Source organism: Microbispora catharanthi, assembly GCF_006334915.2.
In the GTDB taxonomy this organism is placed as follows: domain Bacteria; phylum Actinomycetota; class Actinomycetes; order Streptosporangiales; family Streptosporangiaceae; genus Microbispora; species Microbispora catharanthi.
This window is the reverse complement of sequence record NZ_VDMA02000012.1, coordinates 196,974-214,340: the sequence shown is the minus strand read 5'-3', so window position 1 is coordinate 214,340 and position 17,367 is coordinate 196,974. Positions and strand designations below refer to the sequence as shown.

Here is a 17,367-nt window from a genome sequence, read left to right as displayed (position 1 = left end):
TCACCCACGCTGCTCAATGCGATCGAAATCTTCTGTTGGACGGCTTAATGCCGGATTCGCAGGATAGGACACAGAACTCTGATCTGTGTCCTTCGAAGGGGGATCTTCTTATGCGGACTCGCCGCATCGGCGACGTGCAGGTCGGCGCGATCGGTCTCGGGGCCATGCCGATGTCCATCGAGGGGCGGCCCGACGAGCAGCGCTCGATCGCGACCATCCACGCGGCACTGGACGCCGGGGTGACGCTCATCGACACGGCCGACGCCTACCACCTGCACGCGGACGAGGTGGGCCACAACGAGCTGCTGATCGCCAAGGCTCTGGCGAGCTACGACGGGGACACCTCGGACGTGCTGGTCGCCACCAAGGGCGGGCACCTGCGCCCGGGTGACGGCTCGTGGACGCTCAACGGCTCGCCCGACTATCTGAAGCAGGCGTGCGACGCCTCGCTCAAGCGGCTGGGCGTCGACGCGATCGGCCTCTACCAGTTCCACCGGCCGGACCCGCGGGTGCCGTACGAGGAGTCGGTCGGGGCGATCCGCGACCTGCTGGACGCGGGCAAGATCCGTTACGCCGGCATCTCGAACGCCGACCCCGAGCAGATCCGCCAGGCCGACGACATCCTCGGCGGCCGTCTGGTCAGCGTGCAGAACCAGTTCTCCCCGGCCTTCCGCTCCAGCGAGCCGGAGCTGGAGCTGTGCGCGGAGCTGGACATCGCGTTCCTGCCCTGGAGCCCGCTCGGCGGCATCTCCAGGGCGGGCGAGCTGGGCTCGCGCTTCGCGCCGTTCGCGGAGGTGGCGCGGGCCCACAACGTGAGCCCGCAGCAGGTGTGCCTGGCCTGGATGCTGGCCAAGGCGCCTGTGGTGATCCCGATCCCCGGCTCGTCGCGGCCGGAGACCATCCTCGACTCGGTGAAGGCGGTGGACCTGGAGCTGTCGCCCGAGGAGCTCGGCCGGCTCGACGCGGCGGGCTGAGGACTACCTCACTCGTCCGCCCACTGACGGTTGCGGGCCGCCGCGGCCAGCGCGGCGGCCCGCGCCGTCTCGGTCGGCGTGAACGGCAGGTCCGGCCGCCGCGCCACCAGCACGCCGCCGTCGGGCAGGGGGATGGCCATCACGGTCGGTCCTTCCTCGGGGGCCGGCTCGCCGGGGCCACGCCTGCGGATATCTGCCGTGCGCAGCAACTCGGTCATGGCCGCGACCAGCTCGCCCGGGTCGTCGCGTACGCGCCGACCCAGCAGCAGCGCCTGGATACCGGGGTCGATGAGGTCCCTGACCTGGGCGGGGACGATGACGGCTTCCGCGCCGCCGGCCCGGTCGACCGCGCGCCACAGGTCGAGGGGCGTCAGCGAGGCCGGGGCCTCGACGATGAACTCGTCCAGGGCGTCGCAGCCTCCCGGCAGCATCGACGCGCTCCCGGCGGGCGCGATCTGCAGGGCGAGGATGTTGCAGCGCAGCCGGGCGAACGCCCCGGCGAGCGCGGCGAGGCGGCCGGGGCGCTCGGCGACCCTGGCCCGCACCCGCCACAGGCTCGTGGGCTGCTCCGCCCTGACGCGGGCGCGCGGCCGTACGCCTCCCGAGGCCGACAGCCGCCGGTGCACGGCCGAGCCGAGGATCAGCGCCAGGCCGAGGCCGACGAGGACCACCGGGCCGGGGTCCCGGTGGCCGAGCAGGGTGGTGAGCACGTGGGCGAGGCCGACGGCGAGGAAGAGCGCGGCCAGCTCCGCGACCTCCCGCCGCCAGGACCGGACGCTGTGGTGCCGGTGATGCGTATGCCCGTGATGCGGGGGCCGGGGATGCGGGCCGGGAGACGCGTGCCCGCCCCCGCCGGCGGCATTTCTCGGTTCGCTCATACCCCGGAAGTCTGACCAGGCGTTGTTACGTGGTCACGGTCTGTGGAATGTCGCCCGCATTAATCCGCTTTCACACGTCCGTCGTCCCCGCCGCCAGATCATCAGGGTGCCGGTCAGTCCGTCCTGACCCAGAGACAGAACGGGTGCCCAGCCGGATCGAGGTAGACCCGCACGTCGTCCTGCGGCTGGTGGTCGGCGAGGGTCGCGCCCGCCTCGACGGCGTGGGCCCCGGCGGTGTCGAGGTCGTCCACCTCGATGTCGAGGTGGAGCATCATCTGCTGCTCCCCGGGCGCCGCGGGCCATACGGGCCGCTCGTACAGCTTCTCGGTCTGGAACGACAGGCCCGTCCCGCCGCCGGGCACGCGCAACGTCACCCATCCGGGCTCGTCGTCATCGATCGGCCAGCCCAGCAGCCGCTGGTAGAAGGCCGCCAGTTCGCGCGCGTCGGGTGCGTTGAGCACCGCCGCCGTCAGGGTCATGCGTGGCGTCATGCGTCCTCCTGAGATCGTCACCGTGCCGCTGCCCCATTGCCCGCGGGTGAATCTCAGGGGATGATCTTCAACGTCATGGAATCCGTGGGAGCGATCCCACCGGCGAGGAGCGACGCATGGACAACTTCGGACAGGCACCGGCGGGAATCGATCCCACCGTCCCCAGCGTCGCCCGGATGTACGACTACTACCTGGGCGGCAAGGACAACTTCCCGGCCGACCGGGAGGCCGCCGAGAAGATGCTCGCCATCGGCCGCCAGATGGGCAACGACGGGCGGGAGATCGCCCGGGAGAACCGCGGCTTCCTCGGCCGCGCCGTACGGCACCTGGCCGAGTCGGGCGTCACCCAGTTCATCGACATCGGCGCCGGGCTGCCGACGCAGGAGAACGTCCACCAGGTCGCGCAGCGCCACGCCCCGGGATCGCGGGTCGTCTATGTGGACAACGACCCCGTCGTCCTCGTCCACGCGCGGGCGCTGCTGGCCGACAACCCGGACACGATCGTCATGAGCGGTGACCTGCGCGACCCCGGCGCCATCTTCGACGACCCGTCGGTGCGGGCCCACATCGACTTCACCCGGCCGTTCGCCGTGCTCATGGTCGCGGTGCTCCACTTCGTCTCCGAGGACGAGGTCGCCGACCGGATCGCGGCGAGCGTCCGCGAACGGCTGGTCCCGGGCGGACACCTGGTGCTGTCGCACATCCACAAGGGCGACATCCAGGAAGAGGTCGTCGAGGCGAGCAAGCAGGTCTACTCGGCCACCTCCTCCGGCGGGCTCGCGGGCAGGCCGCTGGCGCGGATCGCGTCCTACTTCGACGGCCTGGAGATGCTGGAGCCCGGCCTGGTCCCCGTGCAGGCGTGGCGGCCCGACGTCCCCTGGGAGGTGCCGGCCGACACGAGCCGGTCCGGCATCGTGGGAGCCGTCGCCCGCAAGCCCTGACCGGGCGCCGGGCCCGTCGCCGACCGGCGGCGCGGGTGGTCAGGCGCTGACCGCCTTCTTGTAGAGGCGGGTCGCCAGTGGGATGAACACGACCAGGATCACGGCGATCCAGAGCAGCGCCGCCGGGATGGCGTGGTGCAGGGGCCAGGCGTCCGAGGTCTTCATCGCGGTGCTGGTGTTGCCGAAGAGATCGCGTACGGCTTGGGTGATGGTGGAGACGGGGTTCCACTCGGCGACGACGCGGAGCGGCGTGGGCAGTGCGGAGCTGTCGAGGAAGGCGTTGGAGATGAACATCAGCGGGAAGGAGAGCATGGTGGCGATGTTGTTGAAGCTCTCCGGGGTGCGCAGGGCCAGCGCGACGGCCGCGGTGAACCAGGAGAACGCGTAGGCGAACAGCAGCAGCAGCCCGAAGCCGAGGACGGCCTCGTAGGGCGAGGTGTGCACCCGCCAGCCGACGATCAGTCCCATCACCGCCATGACGACCAGGCTGGCGAGGTTCATCAGCAGGTCGCTGACGGTCTGGCCGATCAGCACCCCCGACGGGGCCATGGGCAGCGAGCGGAACCGGTCGAAGATGCCCTTCTGCAGGTCCAGGGTCAGTGTGTAGCCGGTGATCTGCGCGCTCATGATCACGGCTTGGACGAAGATGCCGGGGAGCAGGAACTCCCGATACGACATCCCCGGGACGTCGATGACGCTGCCGAAGACGTAGGCGAACATCAGCACGAACACGATCGGGAACATGATCGCGGAGCCGAGCAGATCGGGCGACCGCCTGATCTTCAGGGTGTTGCGCCTGGCGATGGTCCAGCCGTCGGCGATGGGCATGGTGAGCGCGTTCATCGGGCGGCCTCCCGGGCCTGAGGGTCGGTGCCGGACGCCTGGTGTCCGGTCAGGGTGAGGTAGACGTCGTCGAGGGTGGGCCGCCGCAGGCCGGCGTCGCGCACCCGGACTCCGGCGTCGGCGAGCAGGCCGAGGACCTGGCGGAGCGACTCGGGGCCGTCGGTGACCGGGGCGGTGATCTGGAGCGATTCGGGCACGGTCCGCACGGCGCCGACGGCGAACCGGGCGAGGGTCTGCCGGGCGGTCTCCAGTTCGGCGGCGTCGGTCACGGTCAGTTCGATGCGGTTGCCGCCGATCTGGTCCTTGAGCTCGTCGGCGGTGCCGCGGGCGATGGCGCGGCCGTGGTCGACCACCATGATCTGGTCGGCGAGATGGTCGGCCTCCTCCATGTACTGGGTGGTGAGCAGCAGCGTGCTGCCGGCCGCGACGAGTTCCGAGATGGCGTCCCACAGCGCGGCGCGGGCGCGGGGGTCCAGGCCTGTGGTGGGTTCGTCCAGGAACAGCACCGGCGGATCGGCGACCAGGGCGCCGGCGAGGTCGATGCGGCGGCGCATGCCGCCGGAGTAGCCCTTCACCGGACGGTCCGCGGCGTCGGTGAGGTCGAAGCGTTCGAGCAGCTCACGGGCGCGGGCCTTACTGCGCCTTGCGCCCAGGTGGTAGAGCCGTCCGATCATCTCCAGGTTCTCTGCGCCGGTGAGGTGCTCGTCGACGGCGGCGTACTGGCCGGACAGTCCGATGGACGAGCGCAGCCGCCGGGCGTCACCGACGACGTCGCATCCGGCGACGGTGGCGCGGCCGCCGTCGGGGCGCAGCAGCGTGGTCAGGACCCGCACCGTCGTGGTCTTGCCGGCGCCGTTCGGGCCGAGCAGGGCGAGCACCGTCCCTTGCGGGACAGCGAAGCTCAGCCCGTCGAGAGCGGTCACCTCGCCGTATCTCTTGACCAGTCCTTCGGCCGTGATCGCGTCGCTCATAGGGGGTCTCCTTGCTGGTGTTCGGAGGTCAGGACCGGTGGATGTCGATGTCGCCCCAGTTGGTGTTCACGTGCACCTCGACGACCGCGTCGGTGGTCTCGGGGCCTTCGGCGGCGTCGAGGGCGTTGCGCACCACGCCGTTCTTGGAGTGCAGGTCCAGCCAGGCGGCCGTGCCCTCGGCGACGCCGACGCCGACCTTGCCGTAGCCGGTCTCCAGGTGGACGGTGCCGCTCACCGCCGCGTCGATCCTGATCCCGCCGTGCGCGGTCTTGGCGGTGAGGTCGGCCAGCACGCGGTCGACGGTGATGTCACCGTGGGCGGTCTTCAGTTGCAGGTCACCGGTCGCTTCGCCGAGGGTGATGGCGCCGGTGGAGGTTTTCAGCGTGCCGGGGCCGTCGATGGTTCCGATCCGGATCGCCCCGGTGGAGGTGGTCGCCTCGGCGGGTCCGGTCACCCGGTCGACGGAGATGTCGCCGTACGACGCCTTGGCCTCCAGGGGACCGGTCTCCTCCAGGCGCAGGCCGCCGTACGAGCTCTGCAGGACGGTCTGGCCGAGCGGGCCGGTGGCGATGAGGTCCGCGGCACCTTGGGTCTCGACGCGGGAGCCGGCCGGCAGTTCGACGGTCACGTCGATGAAGCCGCGCCAGGGCAGCAGGTATCTCAGGGCCTTCGGCTTGGGATCCTTGACCAGCAGCCGTCCGCCGGAGAACTCGACGATCGTCCGCTCGGCGGCCTGCACGCTCGCCTCGCTGGACGGGTCGCTGGGGCGCACCTCCACCACGGTGTCGGCACGGTCGCTCGCGTGGATGCGGACCTGGCCGAGGTAGATCTGGATGTCGGCGGTGATCGGCTCGGGGGTGTCGAAAGCAGGCATGGCGGAGCCCTCCTCACGGGTCCGGTGGAACATCCCGGCCTCGGGGCCGGGCGAAGAGTGGTGACGGGTGATGAGACCGGGCGGGCGCCGCTAGCGCACCCAGCCGGTGTAGCTGCGCCCGCTCCGGGGCTGCTTCGGCCGGTCGGCGGGACCGCTCGCGGCGCCCGGCTCGAACGCGGCGGAGACGGCGCGGACCAGCCAGGCGTTGACCGAGATCCCCTGCCGGGCGGCCGCCTCCTCCACACGCACCTTGAGCGGCTCGGGCAGCCGCAGGGTCACCCGCGCGGTGCCGCCCTCCTCGCCGAACGGCGGCCCGGCAGGCGGGGCGGCCTCCGGCGCCGCCGGCGGCGCGGTCTCCGCCTCGCCGGCCGTGCCCCCCGAAGACGGCGCCGGCTGCGGTGGCGTCACCACGAAGGCCGGGTCACCGCCGCGTAGCCGTACGTCGACCGAGCCCGGTGCGAGATCACGGGTGATCTCGTCCGCCGCCGCCGACAGCGCCTCCAGCAAGGTGAGCCTGGCGGCCGATTCGAGGGCGCCGGTGAGGCGTTCGGCCAGCGCACGGGCGTCCGGACCGCCCGCCTCGGCGGCGACGGCGAGCTGACGGCGGAGGTTCTCGACGTATGGCATCAGATCCATGACCCAACTATGACGCCATTGTGACGTCACGTCAATCGGTTATGACGTCATGCCGCATCAAGGTGATGTCATATGCAGGGCGCGGGTGAGCACGTCGAGGGTGATCTCGATGATGTCGTCCGGATCGGTCGCCGCGGGCTCCGGGATGTGTGCCGCCGCTTCGGGCATGAGGCGGCGGGCCCCCGCCCGCAGCACCCCCCACGCCAGCTCGGCCCGCAGCGCCGGATGGTCGGCCCCCGCCTCGCGCAGCGCGTCGGCGAGCGGCGCGATCAGCGCGCCGTGCAGCTCGTCCACCCGGACCCGGCACTCACCCGGCAGCCCGATCGCCTGCAGCGCCGGGATCAGCGCGTAGTCGGGGCTGCCGACGAAGTCGAGCGCCGCTCTGCCGTACGCGCGGATCCTGCCGGGCAGCGAGCTATCGAGGTCGTCGGGGGCGATGGCGGCGCGCAGGCGGGCCGACCAGCGGGGAAAGGCGTCCTCCACGAGCTGCGCCAGGATGTCGGCGGTGGAGGCGAAGTAGCGGTAGACGCTGGAGCGGGCCAGGCCGATCCGGGCGCCGACGGCGGCCGGGGTGAGCGCGTGCACGCCCTCGGCGGCCAGGATCTCCCGCGCCGCCTCCAGCAGGGCGGCGTGCTGGTTGGCCCGGTGATCCGCGACGGTCGCCGCGCTGATCCTCGGCATTACCCCCTCCAGGGTCGCTACATGTCCAGGTCGCGACCTCCAGTATCCGGCCCGCCCGCCGCGACCCGCTCCGGCGACTCGTCCTTCACGGCCGGTGTGCGGGGCAGCAGGAGAGTGACGCCGACCCCGGCCAGCAGCGCCAGCGCCGTGATGAACGTGACCCTGCGGGTCGCCTCGGCGGCGGCCTCGACCGCCGCCGCGTGGATCACCGGGTCGCGGAGCGCGGGGATGGCGGCGCCGGCGCTCTCCTCGACCGCGCGCGCCGCACTCGTGCGCACCTGCTCGGGCCGGTCGGCGAGCCCGCGCTCGACGGCCGAGCCGAGCCCGGCCACCAGCACCCCGCCCAGGATGGCGACTCCCAGCGCCGCGCCGAGCTGGCGGACCGTGCTCTGGAGCGCCGACGCGCCGCCGGACAGACGCGCCGGCACGTCGGCCATGAGGACGCCGGTGAGCTGCGCCGTGGCGAAGCCGATGCCCGCGCCGTAAAGGAGCAGCCACGGCACGGGCCGCCAGGCGCCCATGTCCGGCGCGAGGGACAGGCCGATGCCGGCCGCGCCGACGGCCTCCATGCCCAGGCCGATCCGCACGATCGTCCGCGGGGACAACATCTTCGACAGCGGGGGGACCAGCCCGCCCGCGAGGAAGGTGCCGAGGGCCAGCGCGGCGATGACGAGACCGGCGCGGAAGGCGGTGTAGCCGAGCGCGGACTGCAGGAAGAGCGGCAGCACGAGGATCATGCCGAACTCGCCGAGCGCCACGATCACCGCCGCCATCGCGCCGTAGCGGAAACTCGGCAGCTCGAACAGCGTCAGGTCGACGAGCACGGGCCGGCCGGCGCGCCCGCGCCGCCGTTCGCGTACGACGAGGGCGACCAGCGCGAGGATGCCGACGCCGAAGGCGAACGGCACGGGGGAGACGCTCTCGAACCGCAGGCCGAACAGGTCCGCGGTCCGCCGCGGCTCCAGCCAGCCGTACTTCTGGCCCTCGATGAGCGCGAAGACGACGCCGGTCGTGCCGAGCACGGCGAGGACGAGTCCGGCCAGGTCGCCGCCCGCCCTGTGGCCGTCGCGTGACTCGGGCACCCCCAGCGAGCCGAGCAGGAGCAGCGCGCCGATGGGCAGGTTGATCCAGAAAGCGGCCCGCCAGCCGTGCTCGGTGACGAGCCAGCCCCCCACCAGTGGGCCGACGGCGGCCATGCCGCCGATGATGGAGCCCCAGACCGCGAAGGCGATCACCCGCTGACGGCCCACGTAGACGCGGTTGATGATCGCGAGGGTCATCGGCACGGCCATCGCCGCACCCACGCCCTGCACGGCTCGTACGCCGATGAGCATGGGCCCGTTCACCGACGTCGCCGCCAGCACGCTCGCCAGCAGGAAGACCGCGACGCCCAGGGCGAACAGGCGGCGCCTGCCGTATCGGTCGCCGGCCCGGCCGAACGGGATGAGCAGCGCCGCGAACATCAGCGAGTAGATCGAGTTGACCCACTCCACGTCGGTCGCGCCCAGGCCCAGATCGGCGATGATCGCGGGCACCGCCACGTTCACGATCGTGGCGTCGATGACGACCATCGACACGCCCGTCGCGAGCACGACGAGGGGGATCCAGCTTTGGCGCGATGTTGGCGACGACATGTCGCGAACTATAGCAACACCATGTCGCCAACCTGCTCACGAGGGGGCGCGGCGGGCGCGGGCGCGGCGCTTGCCCTCGTGCATGGCCTGGACGCGGGCGACCGGGATCGTGTGGCCTTCCTCGATCAGTTCGCGGGGCAGCCGCTGGGGCTCCGGCATGAGCGCGGCCCAGGGGTCGCCGTCCCGCAGCAGCCCCGCCGCCGTGTGGACGGTGAAGTCGCCGGGGGTGATCCGGTCCAGGTCGTCCCAGGCCACCGGGAACGACACGGGAACGCCGGGCCGTACGCGCGGGCTGTAGGCCGCCACCACGGTCGCCCCGCCCGACCGCGTGGAGTCGATGAACACCCTGTCCCCGCGGTCCTCCCGGATGAACGCCGTCGTGGCGAGGGCGGGGTCGAGTCGCTCGGCGCGTACGCCGAGCGCGCGGGTGGCCGCGGCGACGTCCTCCGTCGCGTGCGCCTCCAGCGGCACGAACACGTGCAGGCCCTTGGCGCCGCTGGTCTTCACCGCTCCCGAGAGGCCGGCGTCGGCCAGCGCCCGGCCGGCCAGGCGGGCGGCGGCGACGGCCTGCGGGAACGCCTCCGCCGACGGCGGGTCGATGTCGAGCACGAGATGGGTCGGACGGTCCCACTCGCCGGCGTGGACGAGGGCCGGGTGATACTCCACCGCCCTCTGGTTGGCGAGCCACAGCAGGGTGCGCCGGTCGTCGCACAGGGCGTACGACACCCGCCGCTGCGACGACTCGGCCCAGAGGGTGACCGTCCGCACGAAGTCCGGGGCGTAGGAGGGCACGTTCTTCTGCATGAACGGCGCCTGGCCCTGCCGCACCCGCACCACGGACAGCGGCCGGTCGCGCAGCACCGGGATGACGCGGTCGCGGACCGCGTCCAGGTAGTCGACCAGGTCGCGTTTGGTCGCGCCGGCGCCGTCGAACAACGGCTGGTCGAGGTTGGTCAGCGTGACTCCGTCGCGCACCTCATCGCTGGTCATCGCATCACCATGCCCGCGCTCGGGCCGGGGAATCAACCGTCCAGTGGGGCCAGGTAGCCGCGCAGGACCTTCTTCAGCTCGCGCACCTCGGCCTCCCGCTCGTCCTCGGGGGCCGCGACCACCACCGGCGTCATCGCCTGGAAGATCTGCACGAGCACCCGCGCGCTGCGGGTCCGCTCCGGCGCGGACAGGCCGGGCGCCCGTACGGCGAGGATGGCCTCGACCCGGCCGAGCAGCGCCGACTGGATCGGCCCGGCCGCCGTCGCGAGGCCCGGCGGCATGTCCGGGCGGGCGAACAGCGCCTTGAACCCCGGGTTGGCGACGTTGAACGCCACCAGCGGATCGACGACCCGGTCGATCAGGTCGTCCAGGTCCATGGCGGCGAGGTCGGCCGGGGCGAACGCCTCCCCGTGCGCGGCGCGCATCTGGACGGTGAACCGGTCGGCCAGCGCCTGCGCGACGGCCTCCTTGCTGCGGAAGAACTGGTAGAGCGACCCGGGGGAGATCCCGGCCGCCGCCGCGACGGCGTTCGTCGTGGTCTTCTCGTAACCCTGCTCGGCGAACACCGCCGCCGCGGCGTCGAGGATCTCGCTCATCCGCCGCTCGCCGCGCGCCTGCCGCCTCCGGGGCCGCGCCTCCTCGCTCTCCATGGCACCCCTCATTGCGAATACGAGTGATTGCTCGTATTCTCTCGCCTCAAACACGAATGATCGCTCGTAAAACTAGCAGGAGGGCTCGTGCCGGACGGAATCGTCGTACGCAGAGCGGGGTGGGTCGTCGTGGTGAGCGTGTTGATCACTCTCATCGCCGGGGTCGTCGGGGCCGGGACCATCGGCGCGCTGTCCCTCAACAGATTCGAGGCGCCGGGCTCGGAGTCGGCGCGGGCGCGCGACGATCTCGCCCGGCTGTTCGGCACCGGCAGCCCCAACGTCGCGCTGCTGGTCACCGCCCGCCGGGGGACGGTCGACAGCGACCCGGTCGAGGCCGCCGGGCGGGCGCTGACCCGGGAGCTCGCGGCCTATCCCGGCGTCGGCGACGCCTGGTCGTACTGGACGCGTCAAGGCGTGGCCACGCTGCGCTCCGGCGACGGGCGGCAGGCGATGGTGCTCGCCTGGGTGCCCGGCGACGCCGACAGGGTGCGCCGTGCGGTGCTGCCGGCCCTGACCCCGCACTTCACCCGGGGCGACGCCGTGATCGACGTCCGGGCGGGAGGCTCCGACGAGGTCTTCCGCACGGTCATGGAACAGGCCAGGCAGGACTTCGTCCAGGCCGAGCTGGTCGTGCTGCCGATGGTCCTGCTGCTGCTGTGGCTGGTGTACCGGCGGCTCGCGGCGGCCCTGGTCACCCTCGGCGTCGGGATCTTCGCAGTGGCCGGGTCGCTTGCGCTGCTGCGCGGCGTCGTGCTTCTCACCGAGGTCTCGACGTTCGCCTCGAACATCGCCCTGGTCATGGGCGTCGGGCTCGGGGTCGACTACGGGCTCTTCATGATCTTCCGGCTCCGCGAGGAGCTGCGGCGCGGCCTGCCGGTGCCGGAGGCGGTGACGCGGACCGTCCGCACCGCCGGGCGCACGGTGCTGTTCAGCGGGGTCACCGTCGCCGCCTCGCTGTCGGTGCTGTTCGCCTTCCCCTTCCCGTTCCTGCGCTCCTTCGCGTACGCGGGGGTCGCGGTCGTGGTCGCCGCGGTGATCGGCGCGACCGTCGTGCTTCCGGCCGCGCTGGCCCTGCTGGGGCACAGAGTCGCCCGTGCCGGTTCTGCCCGAGTCGAGCGCCGCGGGTTCTGGCACGGTCTCGCCCTGCGCGTCGTGCGCCGTCCGCTGGCGTTCGGAGGGGCGGCGCTGGCGGTCGTGCTGCTGCTCGGGTCGCCCTTCCTCGGCGTCCGCTTCGGGCTGCCCGACGACCGGGTGCTGCCGTCCTCCGCGCCCGTACGGCAGATGTACGACCAGATCCGGGCGGGCTTCTCCCAGGAGGAGGCGGACGCGGTCCACGTGGTCGCGCCGGAGGGGAACGCCGCCCAGGCGGGGCCGTACGCCGCCGCGCTGTCGCGGGTCGGCGGGGTGGTGCGGGTGGACTCGGCCGCCGGATCCTACGCGGAAGGCCGGCCGGTCCCGGGGCCGGCGGATGCGCGTTTCGCCGCCGCCCGCGGCACGTGGCTGTCGGTGGTGGCGTCGAGCGACCGTCTCGACGCCGACGCGGCCGGGCTGGTACGCCGGGTGCGGGCGGTTCCGGCGCCCTTCGCGGTGGAGGTGGGCGGCTATCCGGCCGAGCTGGCCGACTACCGGGACGGCGTGACCGCGCGCCTGCCGCTGATCGGCCTGCTGATCGTGCTGGTGACCTTCGTGGTGCTGTTCGTCATGACCGGCAGCGTCGTGGCGCCGCTCAAGGCGTCGGCGCTCAATCTGCTGAGCCTGTCGGTGATGTTCGGCGCACTGGTGTTCGTCTTCCAGGACGGCCACCTGTCCGGGCTGCTCGGCTTCACGCCGACCGGGTCCATCGAGCCGAGCATCCCGATCCTGATGTTCTGCGTGGCCTACGGGCTGTCGATGGACTACGAGGTCTTCCTGCTCGCGCGCATCAAAGAGGAGTACGACCGGACGGGCGACGCCGTGGCGTCCGTGCCCGCGGGCATCGCCCGCAGCGCGCCGCTGGTCACCGCGGCCGCCGCCATCCTGGCCGCCTCGTTCGCGGCGTACGCCACGGGACGGGTGGTGTTCCTGCAGCAGCTCGGCGTCGGCATGGCGCTCACGGTCGCCGTCGACGCCACGTTGATCCGCGGCGTGCTCGTGCCGGCGCTGATGCGGCTGGCCGGTCCGGCGAACTGGTGGGCCCCGGGCCCGCTGCGCCGCCTGCGTCGAGCCGTGTCGGTCTCAGATAGTGAAACATAATTGCTCAAATCGCGAGACGCGTGGAATCGTAACCGGCATGGCAAACGAAACGGCCGTGTACACCCACGGCTTTCACGAGTCCGTCCTGCGCTCCCACCGCTGGCGCACGGCCGCCAACTCGGCGGCGTACCTGCTGGGCGCGCTGAAGCCCCACATGCGGATCCTGGACGTCGGCTGCGGCCCGGGCACGATCACCGCGGACCTGGCCGAGCGGGTGCCGCAGGGCGAGGTGATCGGGCTCGACACCGCACCCGGCATCCTGGAGCAGGCGCGCCGCGAGGCGGAGGGGCGCGGCCTGGGCAATGTGAGCTTCACGACCGGCGACGTGCACGCGCTCGACTACCCCGACGCCTCCTTCTGCGTGGTGCACGCCCACCAGGTGCTCCAGCACGTCGGCGACCCGGTGGGCGCGCTGCGCGAGATGCGGCGGGTGACCAAGCCGGGCGGGATCGTCGCGGTGCGCGACTCCGACTACGCCGGCTTCGTGTGGTATCCGCAGATTCCGGCCCTGGACGACTGGCTGGACCTCTACCGGCGGGTGGCCCGCGCCAACGGCGGCGAGCCCGACGCCGGGCGCCGCCTGCGCGCCTGGGCCGGGGAGGCCGGGTTCACCGACATCACCTCGTCATCGTCCACCTGGTGCTACGCCACCCCGGAGGAGCGGGACTGGTGGGGCGGCCTGTGGGCCGACCGCACGGTCCAGTCCTCCTACGCGGACCGGGCGGTCGAGGCCGGCCACGCCACGCAGGACGATCTGCGGCGGATCGCCGACGGCTGGCGGGAGTGGGCCGCGAGTGAGGGCGCCTGGTTCAGCGTCCTGCACGGCGAGATCCTCTGCCGTGTGACCTGACGACCGGCCCGTGTCCGTACATGCCACTTCGGGACCGCCGGGACGAGGGCCCGCACGGAGGTTCACGCCCCCTCGGGCAGGGCGGTGCGGAGGAACCCCTCGTACCCGCGCGCGGCCACCCGGTCGCACATGGTCCGGTAGTTGCCCACGCCGCCCGCGTACGGCAGGAAGGTGCGTGGCTTTCCGGCGATGTTCGCACCGGAGTACCAGCTCTCGGCCCTGCCGTAGAGGGTGAACTCGGCCAGCTCCCTGACGTGATCCATCCAGGCCGCCTCGGCGTCGGCCTCGGCCTCGATCAAGGCCCGTGGGCCGAACGCGCGCTCGAGGTCGGCGAGGCAGGCGGCGATCCACTCCACATGCTGCTCGATGGAGACGATCATGTTCGTGAGCACGGAAGGGCTGCCGGGACCGGTGATCGTGAACAGGTTGGGGAACCCGGCGCTCATCAGGCCCAGGTAGCTGCTCGGCCCGGCCGCCCACGCGTCCCGAAGCCGCCGCCCGCCGCGGCCTCGGATGTCCATCCCGAGCAGCGCACCCGTGATGGCGTCGTATCCGGTGGCGAAGACGATGGAATCGACGTCGAAGGTCTCCCCGGCGGTTCGGATTCCGTTGGGGACGATCTCCGTGATGGGAGTCTCGCGCAGGTCCACGAGGGTGACGTCCGGACGGTTGTAGACCGCGTAGTAACCGGTGTCCAGGCACAGGCGTTTGAGCCCTATGGAGTAGCCGGTGGGGACCAGCCGTTCGGCCGTCGCCCGATCGGTCACGATGGAGCGGATCTTGTCTCGTACGAAGTCGGCCGCCGTCCGGTTGGCCTCCTCCGAGAGCAGCAGATCGGAGAAGGCGGCCAGGAAGCCGACCCCGCCGCGCGACCACCTGCGCTCGAACTCGGCCAGTCGCTCCTCCGGGCTCACCTCCAGGGCCGAACGCTCCCCGTACTCGATCAGGAACCCGCCTGGCGAGGTCCGGGCCCGCCGGGCGAGGGCGTCGCGGTTGTCCTTGAACCACCGTTCCCGCGCCGGGTCCAGAGGGCCGTTCACCGCCGGTGTGCTGAAGTTGGGCGTCCTCTGGAACACCGTCACGTGCGCGGCCTGCTCGGCCACGGCGGGAATCAGCTGGATGCCGGACGAACCCGTGCCCACCACGGCGACCCGTTCGCCCGTGAAGTCGACGCCCTCGTGCGGCCAGCGGCCCGTGTGATGCCAGCGGCCCTCGAAGGATCCGAGGCCGGGCATGTCGGGGACGTTGGCCGCCGACAGGCAGCCGACGGCGGTGATGAGGAACCTGGCGCGCAGGGGGGCGCCGTGTTCGGTCGTCACCGTCCAGCAGCCGTCGTCCTCGTCGTACACCGCGCCCGTCACCCGCGTGCCGAACCGGATGTCCTCGCGCAGGTTCAGCCGATCGGCGACATAGCCCGCGTACCGCAGGATCTCCGGCTGCGCGGCGTAGCGCTCGCTCCAGCTCCACTCCCGGGTGATCTCGGGGCAGAAGGAGTAGGAGTACTCCAGGCTCTCCACGTCGCAGCGCGCTCCCGGGTAGCGGTTCCAGTACCAGGTGCCGCCGACGTCTCCGCCCGCCTCCAGGACGCGGGCCGTGAAGCCCGAGACACGCAGCCGGTGCAGCATGTACATGCCGGCGAATCCGGCGCCGACGACGATCGCGTCGAACCGGGCCGCACGATCGTGCGGCCTCACCAACGTCTCGGACACGAACGAATTCCTCCTGCGGGAGCGCGAACCGGCCCAGGGAAGGCCTCCAGGCCCGGCCGCTCGTAGGGGTGGGCGGCGGACGACCGCCAGGCCGACCGGTTGACGACTTTCGCATCCGGGTCTGTAACGGGCCTGAAACGACGGGGCGGCACCTCGTCCTGCGCGCTCCGGCGTACCGGACCGCCTCTCTGGAATCGCGCTGACGCGCAACGCGCGGCCGCTCGCCCCCTGCGTCAGCGGCGCGTCAGCGGGGCTCCAGGATCCGGTGCGACAGTGTCCGCGGCGGAGGCTCGGGGGAGCGCCTCGGCGGCCACGAGACCGCGTCAGGCGGAGTGCCGGCGCGGGGGCTTCTCACCGCGGTGCCGTCCCGGGACACCGGGAGACGGCCGGGGACGCGACGGTGACCCTCGCGCGCCGAGGGTCACCGGTGGCGCCCGGCGCCGAGCCCCGAGGCAGGACCGCACGCAGGACATCTCGAAGGGGGAGAACGAGTGCTGGAGAAGCTGGTCGAAGGCGATCTTCCGCCGGTCATACTTGTGGACTTCGCCATGTTCTCCACCGCCGACACGATGACCGGCCTGATGGGCGTCCCGGAATCGAGGTGGGAGACCTACCGCATCGACGCCGTGCAGGACCTCGAGATCCACGGGTCCCTGACCATCGCCCGGCTGGCCGACCTGTACGCCAAGGAGATCGAAGGGCTGGGGAGCCGGCCCGCCGCCGTGCTCGGCTACTGCAGCGCGGCGACGCTCGCACTCGCGCTCGCGAAGCGGCTCGCGAGCGGCGGGGACGGGCACGCGCCCGACGTGGTCCTCGTCGAGCCGACGTGGCTCACCGTGACCATGATCGGGCAGGAGCTGGACGCCCTGCGGGCGACGCTCGGCGCAACCGGAGACCGGCCCGTCGAGCTCACACTCGACACCGTCCTCGCCACGCTCACCGGCGACCTCACGACCAAGCTCGCCGCCGACGGCATGCCCGAGGCCGAGATCGAGACGTGCGTCACGATGCTGACCCAGCGCTACGAGGCATGGTTCGGCTTCCTCTTCGCGACCGTGGACGCGGCCGTGCCGGCACCCGAGGCGCCGGTTTCGCTCGTCGTCAGCGGTGCCAGTGACCGGGGACCGGCGCCGGGATGGACCGCGGCGCAGTGCTCCTCCCTTCGGGTCGACGTTCCCCCCGGTGAGTTCCTGCGGAGCCCCGTGGTGCGCCAGAAGATCTTCGATCTGATCGACCGCGCATGAACGCGACCACGGTGGATGCACCGCCGCAGACGTCGTACCGGGCGCGTGTCTACTGCTTCGCCCACGCCGGCGGCTCGGCGGGGGAGTTCCGTGAGTGGACGGGCCTCGCCGACGAGGTCGAGATCATCGGTGTGGAACGGCCGGGACGCGGCGCCAGGTTCGCCGAACCGGCCTCACGGGATCTGCGCGCCCTGGCCGGGGAGCTGGCGGACTCCCTGCCACTTGACCTGCCCTTCGGTCTGTTCGGCCACAGCTTCGGCGCCCTGCTCGCCTTCGAGATCGCGCACGCGCTGCGCGCTCGCGGTCGCAGGACCCCCGATTGGCTGTGGGTATCCGCCTTCCCGAGTCCCGACATCGCGCGCCGAGAGCCCGAGGTGCGGCACCTCCCGGACGCCGACCTGCTGTGGACGCTGCACAGGAGGCACGACGGGATTCCCGCCGAGGTGCTGGAGAGTCCCGAACTGATCGAGATCGTGTCGACGTACATGCGGGCCGACTACGCGGCCATGGAGACCTACCGATTCCAGGACCGCCGGCCGCTGGCGTGCGCTCTGCAGGTCCTGTGCGGTGCCGACGAGCACGACCTGCACGACAGGCTCGGCGGCTGGGAGAAGCACTCCGCCGGCGCCTTCTCCACGCGCCTTCTCCCGGGCGGCCATTTCTACCTGCGCCGTCCCGACAACAGGCGCCGCATCGTGCAGGCGATGCGCGATGCGGCGATGACCATCGATCCGACTCCGGGGGTGGAGTGATGAGGGAGATCCCAACC

At 72.1% G+C, this 17,367-nt stretch carries 17 protein-coding genes; 6 read left to right on the top strand and 11 right to left on the bottom strand.

Translation table 11 applies throughout. The features are described from left to right. The first annotated feature begins 110 nt into the window (after window positions 1-110). The gene (locus tag FH610_RS23190; protein WP_139576730.1) at window positions 111-974 is read left to right on the top strand and encodes an aldo/keto reductase; all 864 of its coding nucleotides are present in this window, start codon (window positions 111-113) and stop codon (window positions 972-974) included. An 8-nt stretch (window positions 975-982) separates the two neighbouring features. On the opposite strand, the gene FH610_RS23185 is transcribed toward FH610_RS23190, so the two are convergent. Continuing rightward, entirely contained in the window at window positions 983-1,852 is an 870-nt protein-coding gene (locus FH610_RS23185; RefSeq protein WP_139576729.1) for an ACT domain-containing protein, read from the bottom strand. Window positions 1,853-1,965: 113 nt separating this feature from the next. After that, window positions 1,966-2,343, bottom strand: coding sequence for a VOC family protein (locus FH610_RS23180; RefSeq protein ID WP_139576728.1), 378 nt, complete (start codon window positions 2,341-2,343; stop codon window positions 1,966-1,968). A gap of 116 nt (window positions 2,344-2,459) precedes the next feature. On the opposite strand from FH610_RS23180, the gene FH610_RS23175 reads away from it, so the two are divergent. Next, complete coding sequence (locus FH610_RS23175; RefSeq protein WP_139576727.1) at window positions 2,460-3,284, top strand: SAM-dependent methyltransferase; 825 nt, start codon at window positions 2,460-2,462, stop codon at window positions 3,282-3,284. Between the two features lie 39 nt (window positions 3,285-3,323). Here the strand turns inward: FH610_RS23175 and FH610_RS23170 are convergent, their stop codons facing one another. The 8 genes from FH610_RS23170 to FH610_RS23135 form a co-directional block, all read right to left on the bottom strand. After that, window positions 3,324-4,127 (bottom strand): ABC transporter permease, encoded by an 804-nt coding sequence (locus FH610_RS23170; RefSeq protein ID WP_139576726.1) that lies wholly within the window; start codon window positions 4,125-4,127, stop codon window positions 3,324-3,326. Further along, on the bottom strand, window positions 4,124-5,098 hold the full coding sequence (locus tag FH610_RS23165; protein WP_139576725.1) for an ATP-binding cassette domain-containing protein: 975 nt from the start codon (window positions 5,096-5,098) through the stop codon (window positions 4,124-4,126). The genes FH610_RS23170 and FH610_RS23165 overlap by 4 nt, the downstream gene beginning before the upstream one ends. 28 nt (window positions 5,099-5,126) lie before the next feature. Beyond that, window positions 5,127-5,972 (bottom strand): DUF4097 family beta strand repeat-containing protein, encoded by an 846-nt coding sequence (locus FH610_RS23160; RefSeq protein ID WP_139576724.1) that lies wholly within the window; start codon window positions 5,970-5,972, stop codon window positions 5,127-5,129. A gap of 90 nt (window positions 5,973-6,062) precedes the next feature. Beyond that, complete coding sequence (locus tag FH610_RS23155; protein WP_139576723.1) at window positions 6,063-6,608, bottom strand: toxin-antitoxin system HicB family antitoxin; 546 nt, start codon at window positions 6,606-6,608, stop codon at window positions 6,063-6,065. A 57-nt stretch (window positions 6,609-6,665) separates the two neighbouring features. Further along, entirely contained in the window at window positions 6,666-7,289 is a 624-nt protein-coding gene (locus FH610_RS43790) for a TetR/AcrR family transcriptional regulator (protein ID WP_205825982.1), read from the bottom strand. A gap of 17 nt (window positions 7,290-7,306) precedes the next feature. Further along, window positions 7,307-8,923 (bottom strand): MFS transporter, encoded by a 1,617-nt coding sequence (locus FH610_RS23145; RefSeq protein ID WP_139576722.1) that lies wholly within the window; start codon window positions 8,921-8,923, stop codon window positions 7,307-7,309. A gap of 36 nt (window positions 8,924-8,959) precedes the next feature. Further along, window positions 8,960-9,913: a DNA polymerase domain-containing protein gene (locus FH610_RS23140; protein WP_139576721.1), complete on the bottom strand. Its 954-nt coding sequence runs from the start codon at window positions 9,911-9,913 to the stop codon at window positions 8,960-8,962. Window positions 9,914-9,945: 32 nt separating this feature from the next. Then, window positions 9,946-10,563, bottom strand: coding sequence for a TetR/AcrR family transcriptional regulator (locus FH610_RS23135; protein WP_205825981.1), 618 nt, complete (start codon window positions 10,561-10,563; stop codon window positions 9,946-9,948). An 87-nt stretch (window positions 10,564-10,650) separates the two neighbouring features. On the opposite strand from FH610_RS23135, the gene FH610_RS23130 reads away from it, so the two are divergent. Next, window positions 10,651-12,795, top strand: coding sequence for an MMPL family transporter (locus FH610_RS23130; protein ID WP_139576720.1), 2,145 nt, complete (start codon window positions 10,651-10,653; stop codon window positions 12,793-12,795). A gap of 37 nt (window positions 12,796-12,832) precedes the next feature. Further along, window positions 12,833-13,645 (top strand): methyltransferase domain-containing protein, encoded by an 813-nt coding sequence (locus FH610_RS23125; protein WP_139576719.1) that lies wholly within the window; start codon window positions 12,833-12,835, stop codon window positions 13,643-13,645. Window positions 13,646-13,707: 62 nt separating this feature from the next. Here FH610_RS23125 and FH610_RS23120 read toward each other — a convergent pair whose 3' ends face one another. Then, window positions 13,708-15,354, bottom strand: coding sequence for a flavin-containing monooxygenase (locus FH610_RS23120; protein WP_276607700.1), 1,647 nt, complete (start codon window positions 15,352-15,354; stop codon window positions 13,708-13,710). 491 nt (window positions 15,355-15,845) lie between these two features. Here FH610_RS23120 and FH610_RS23115 point away from each other — a divergent pair, with 491 nt between their 5' ends. Both FH610_RS23115 and FH610_RS23110 read left to right on the top strand, forming a co-directional pair. After that, window positions 15,846-16,598 carry a hypothetical protein gene (locus FH610_RS23115; RefSeq protein WP_139576718.1) on the top strand — a complete coding sequence of 251 codons (753 nt, stop codon included), beginning with the start codon at window positions 15,846-15,848 and terminating at the stop codon, window positions 16,596-16,598. Then, complete coding sequence (locus FH610_RS23110; RefSeq protein ID WP_139576717.1) at window positions 16,595-17,350, top strand: thioesterase II family protein; 756 nt, start codon at window positions 16,595-16,597, stop codon at window positions 17,348-17,350. The genes FH610_RS23115 and FH610_RS23110 overlap by 4 nt, the downstream gene beginning before the upstream one ends. Window positions 17,351-17,367 lie beyond the last annotated feature (17 nt).

Bases quoted from the DNA above. Each gene is read 5' to 3' on its own strand.
- FH610_RS23190 (WP_139576730.1), top strand. From the start codon at position 111: ATGCGGACTCGCCGCATCGGCGACGTGCAGGTCGGCGCGATCGGTCTC.
- FH610_RS23185 (WP_139576729.1), bottom strand. From the start codon at position 1,852: ATGAGCGAACCGAGAAATGCCGCCGGCGGGGGCGGGCACGCGTCTCCC.
- FH610_RS23180 (WP_139576728.1), bottom strand. From the start codon at position 2,343: ATGACGCCACGCATGACCCTGACGGCGGCGGTGCTCAACGCACCCGAC.
- FH610_RS23175 (WP_139576727.1), top strand. From the start codon at position 2,460: ATGGACAACTTCGGACAGGCACCGGCGGGAATCGATCCCACCGTCCCC.
- FH610_RS23170 (WP_139576726.1), bottom strand. From the start codon at position 4,127: ATGAACGCGCTCACCATGCCCATCGCCGACGGCTGGACCATCGCCAGG.
- FH610_RS23165 (WP_139576725.1), bottom strand. From the start codon at position 5,098: ATGAGCGACGCGATCACGGCCGAAGGACTGGTCAAGAGATACGGCGAG.
- FH610_RS23160 (WP_139576724.1), bottom strand. From the start codon at position 5,972: ATGCCTGCTTTCGACACCCCCGAGCCGATCACCGCCGACATCCAGATC.
- FH610_RS23155 (WP_139576723.1), bottom strand. From the start codon at position 6,608: ATGGATCTGATGCCATACGTCGAGAACCTCCGCCGTCAGCTCGCCGTC.
- FH610_RS43790 (WP_205825982.1), bottom strand. From the start codon at position 7,289: ATGCCGAGGATCAGCGCGGCGACCGTCGCGGATCACCGGGCCAACCAG.
- FH610_RS23145 (WP_139576722.1), bottom strand. From the start codon at position 8,923: ATGTCGTCGCCAACATCGCGCCAAAGCTGGATCCCCCTCGTCGTGCTC.
- FH610_RS23140 (WP_139576721.1), bottom strand. From the start codon at position 9,913: ATGACCAGCGATGAGGTGCGCGACGGAGTCACGCTGACCAACCTCGAC.
- FH610_RS23135 (WP_205825981.1), bottom strand. From the start codon at position 10,563: ATGGAGAGCGAGGAGGCGCGGCCCCGGAGGCGGCAGGCGCGCGGCGAG.
- FH610_RS23125 (WP_139576719.1), top strand. From the start codon at position 12,833: ATGGCAAACGAAACGGCCGTGTACACCCACGGCTTTCACGAGTCCGTC.
- FH610_RS23110 (WP_139576717.1), top strand. From the start codon at position 16,595: ATGAACGCGACCACGGTGGATGCACCGCCGCAGACGTCGTACCGGGCG.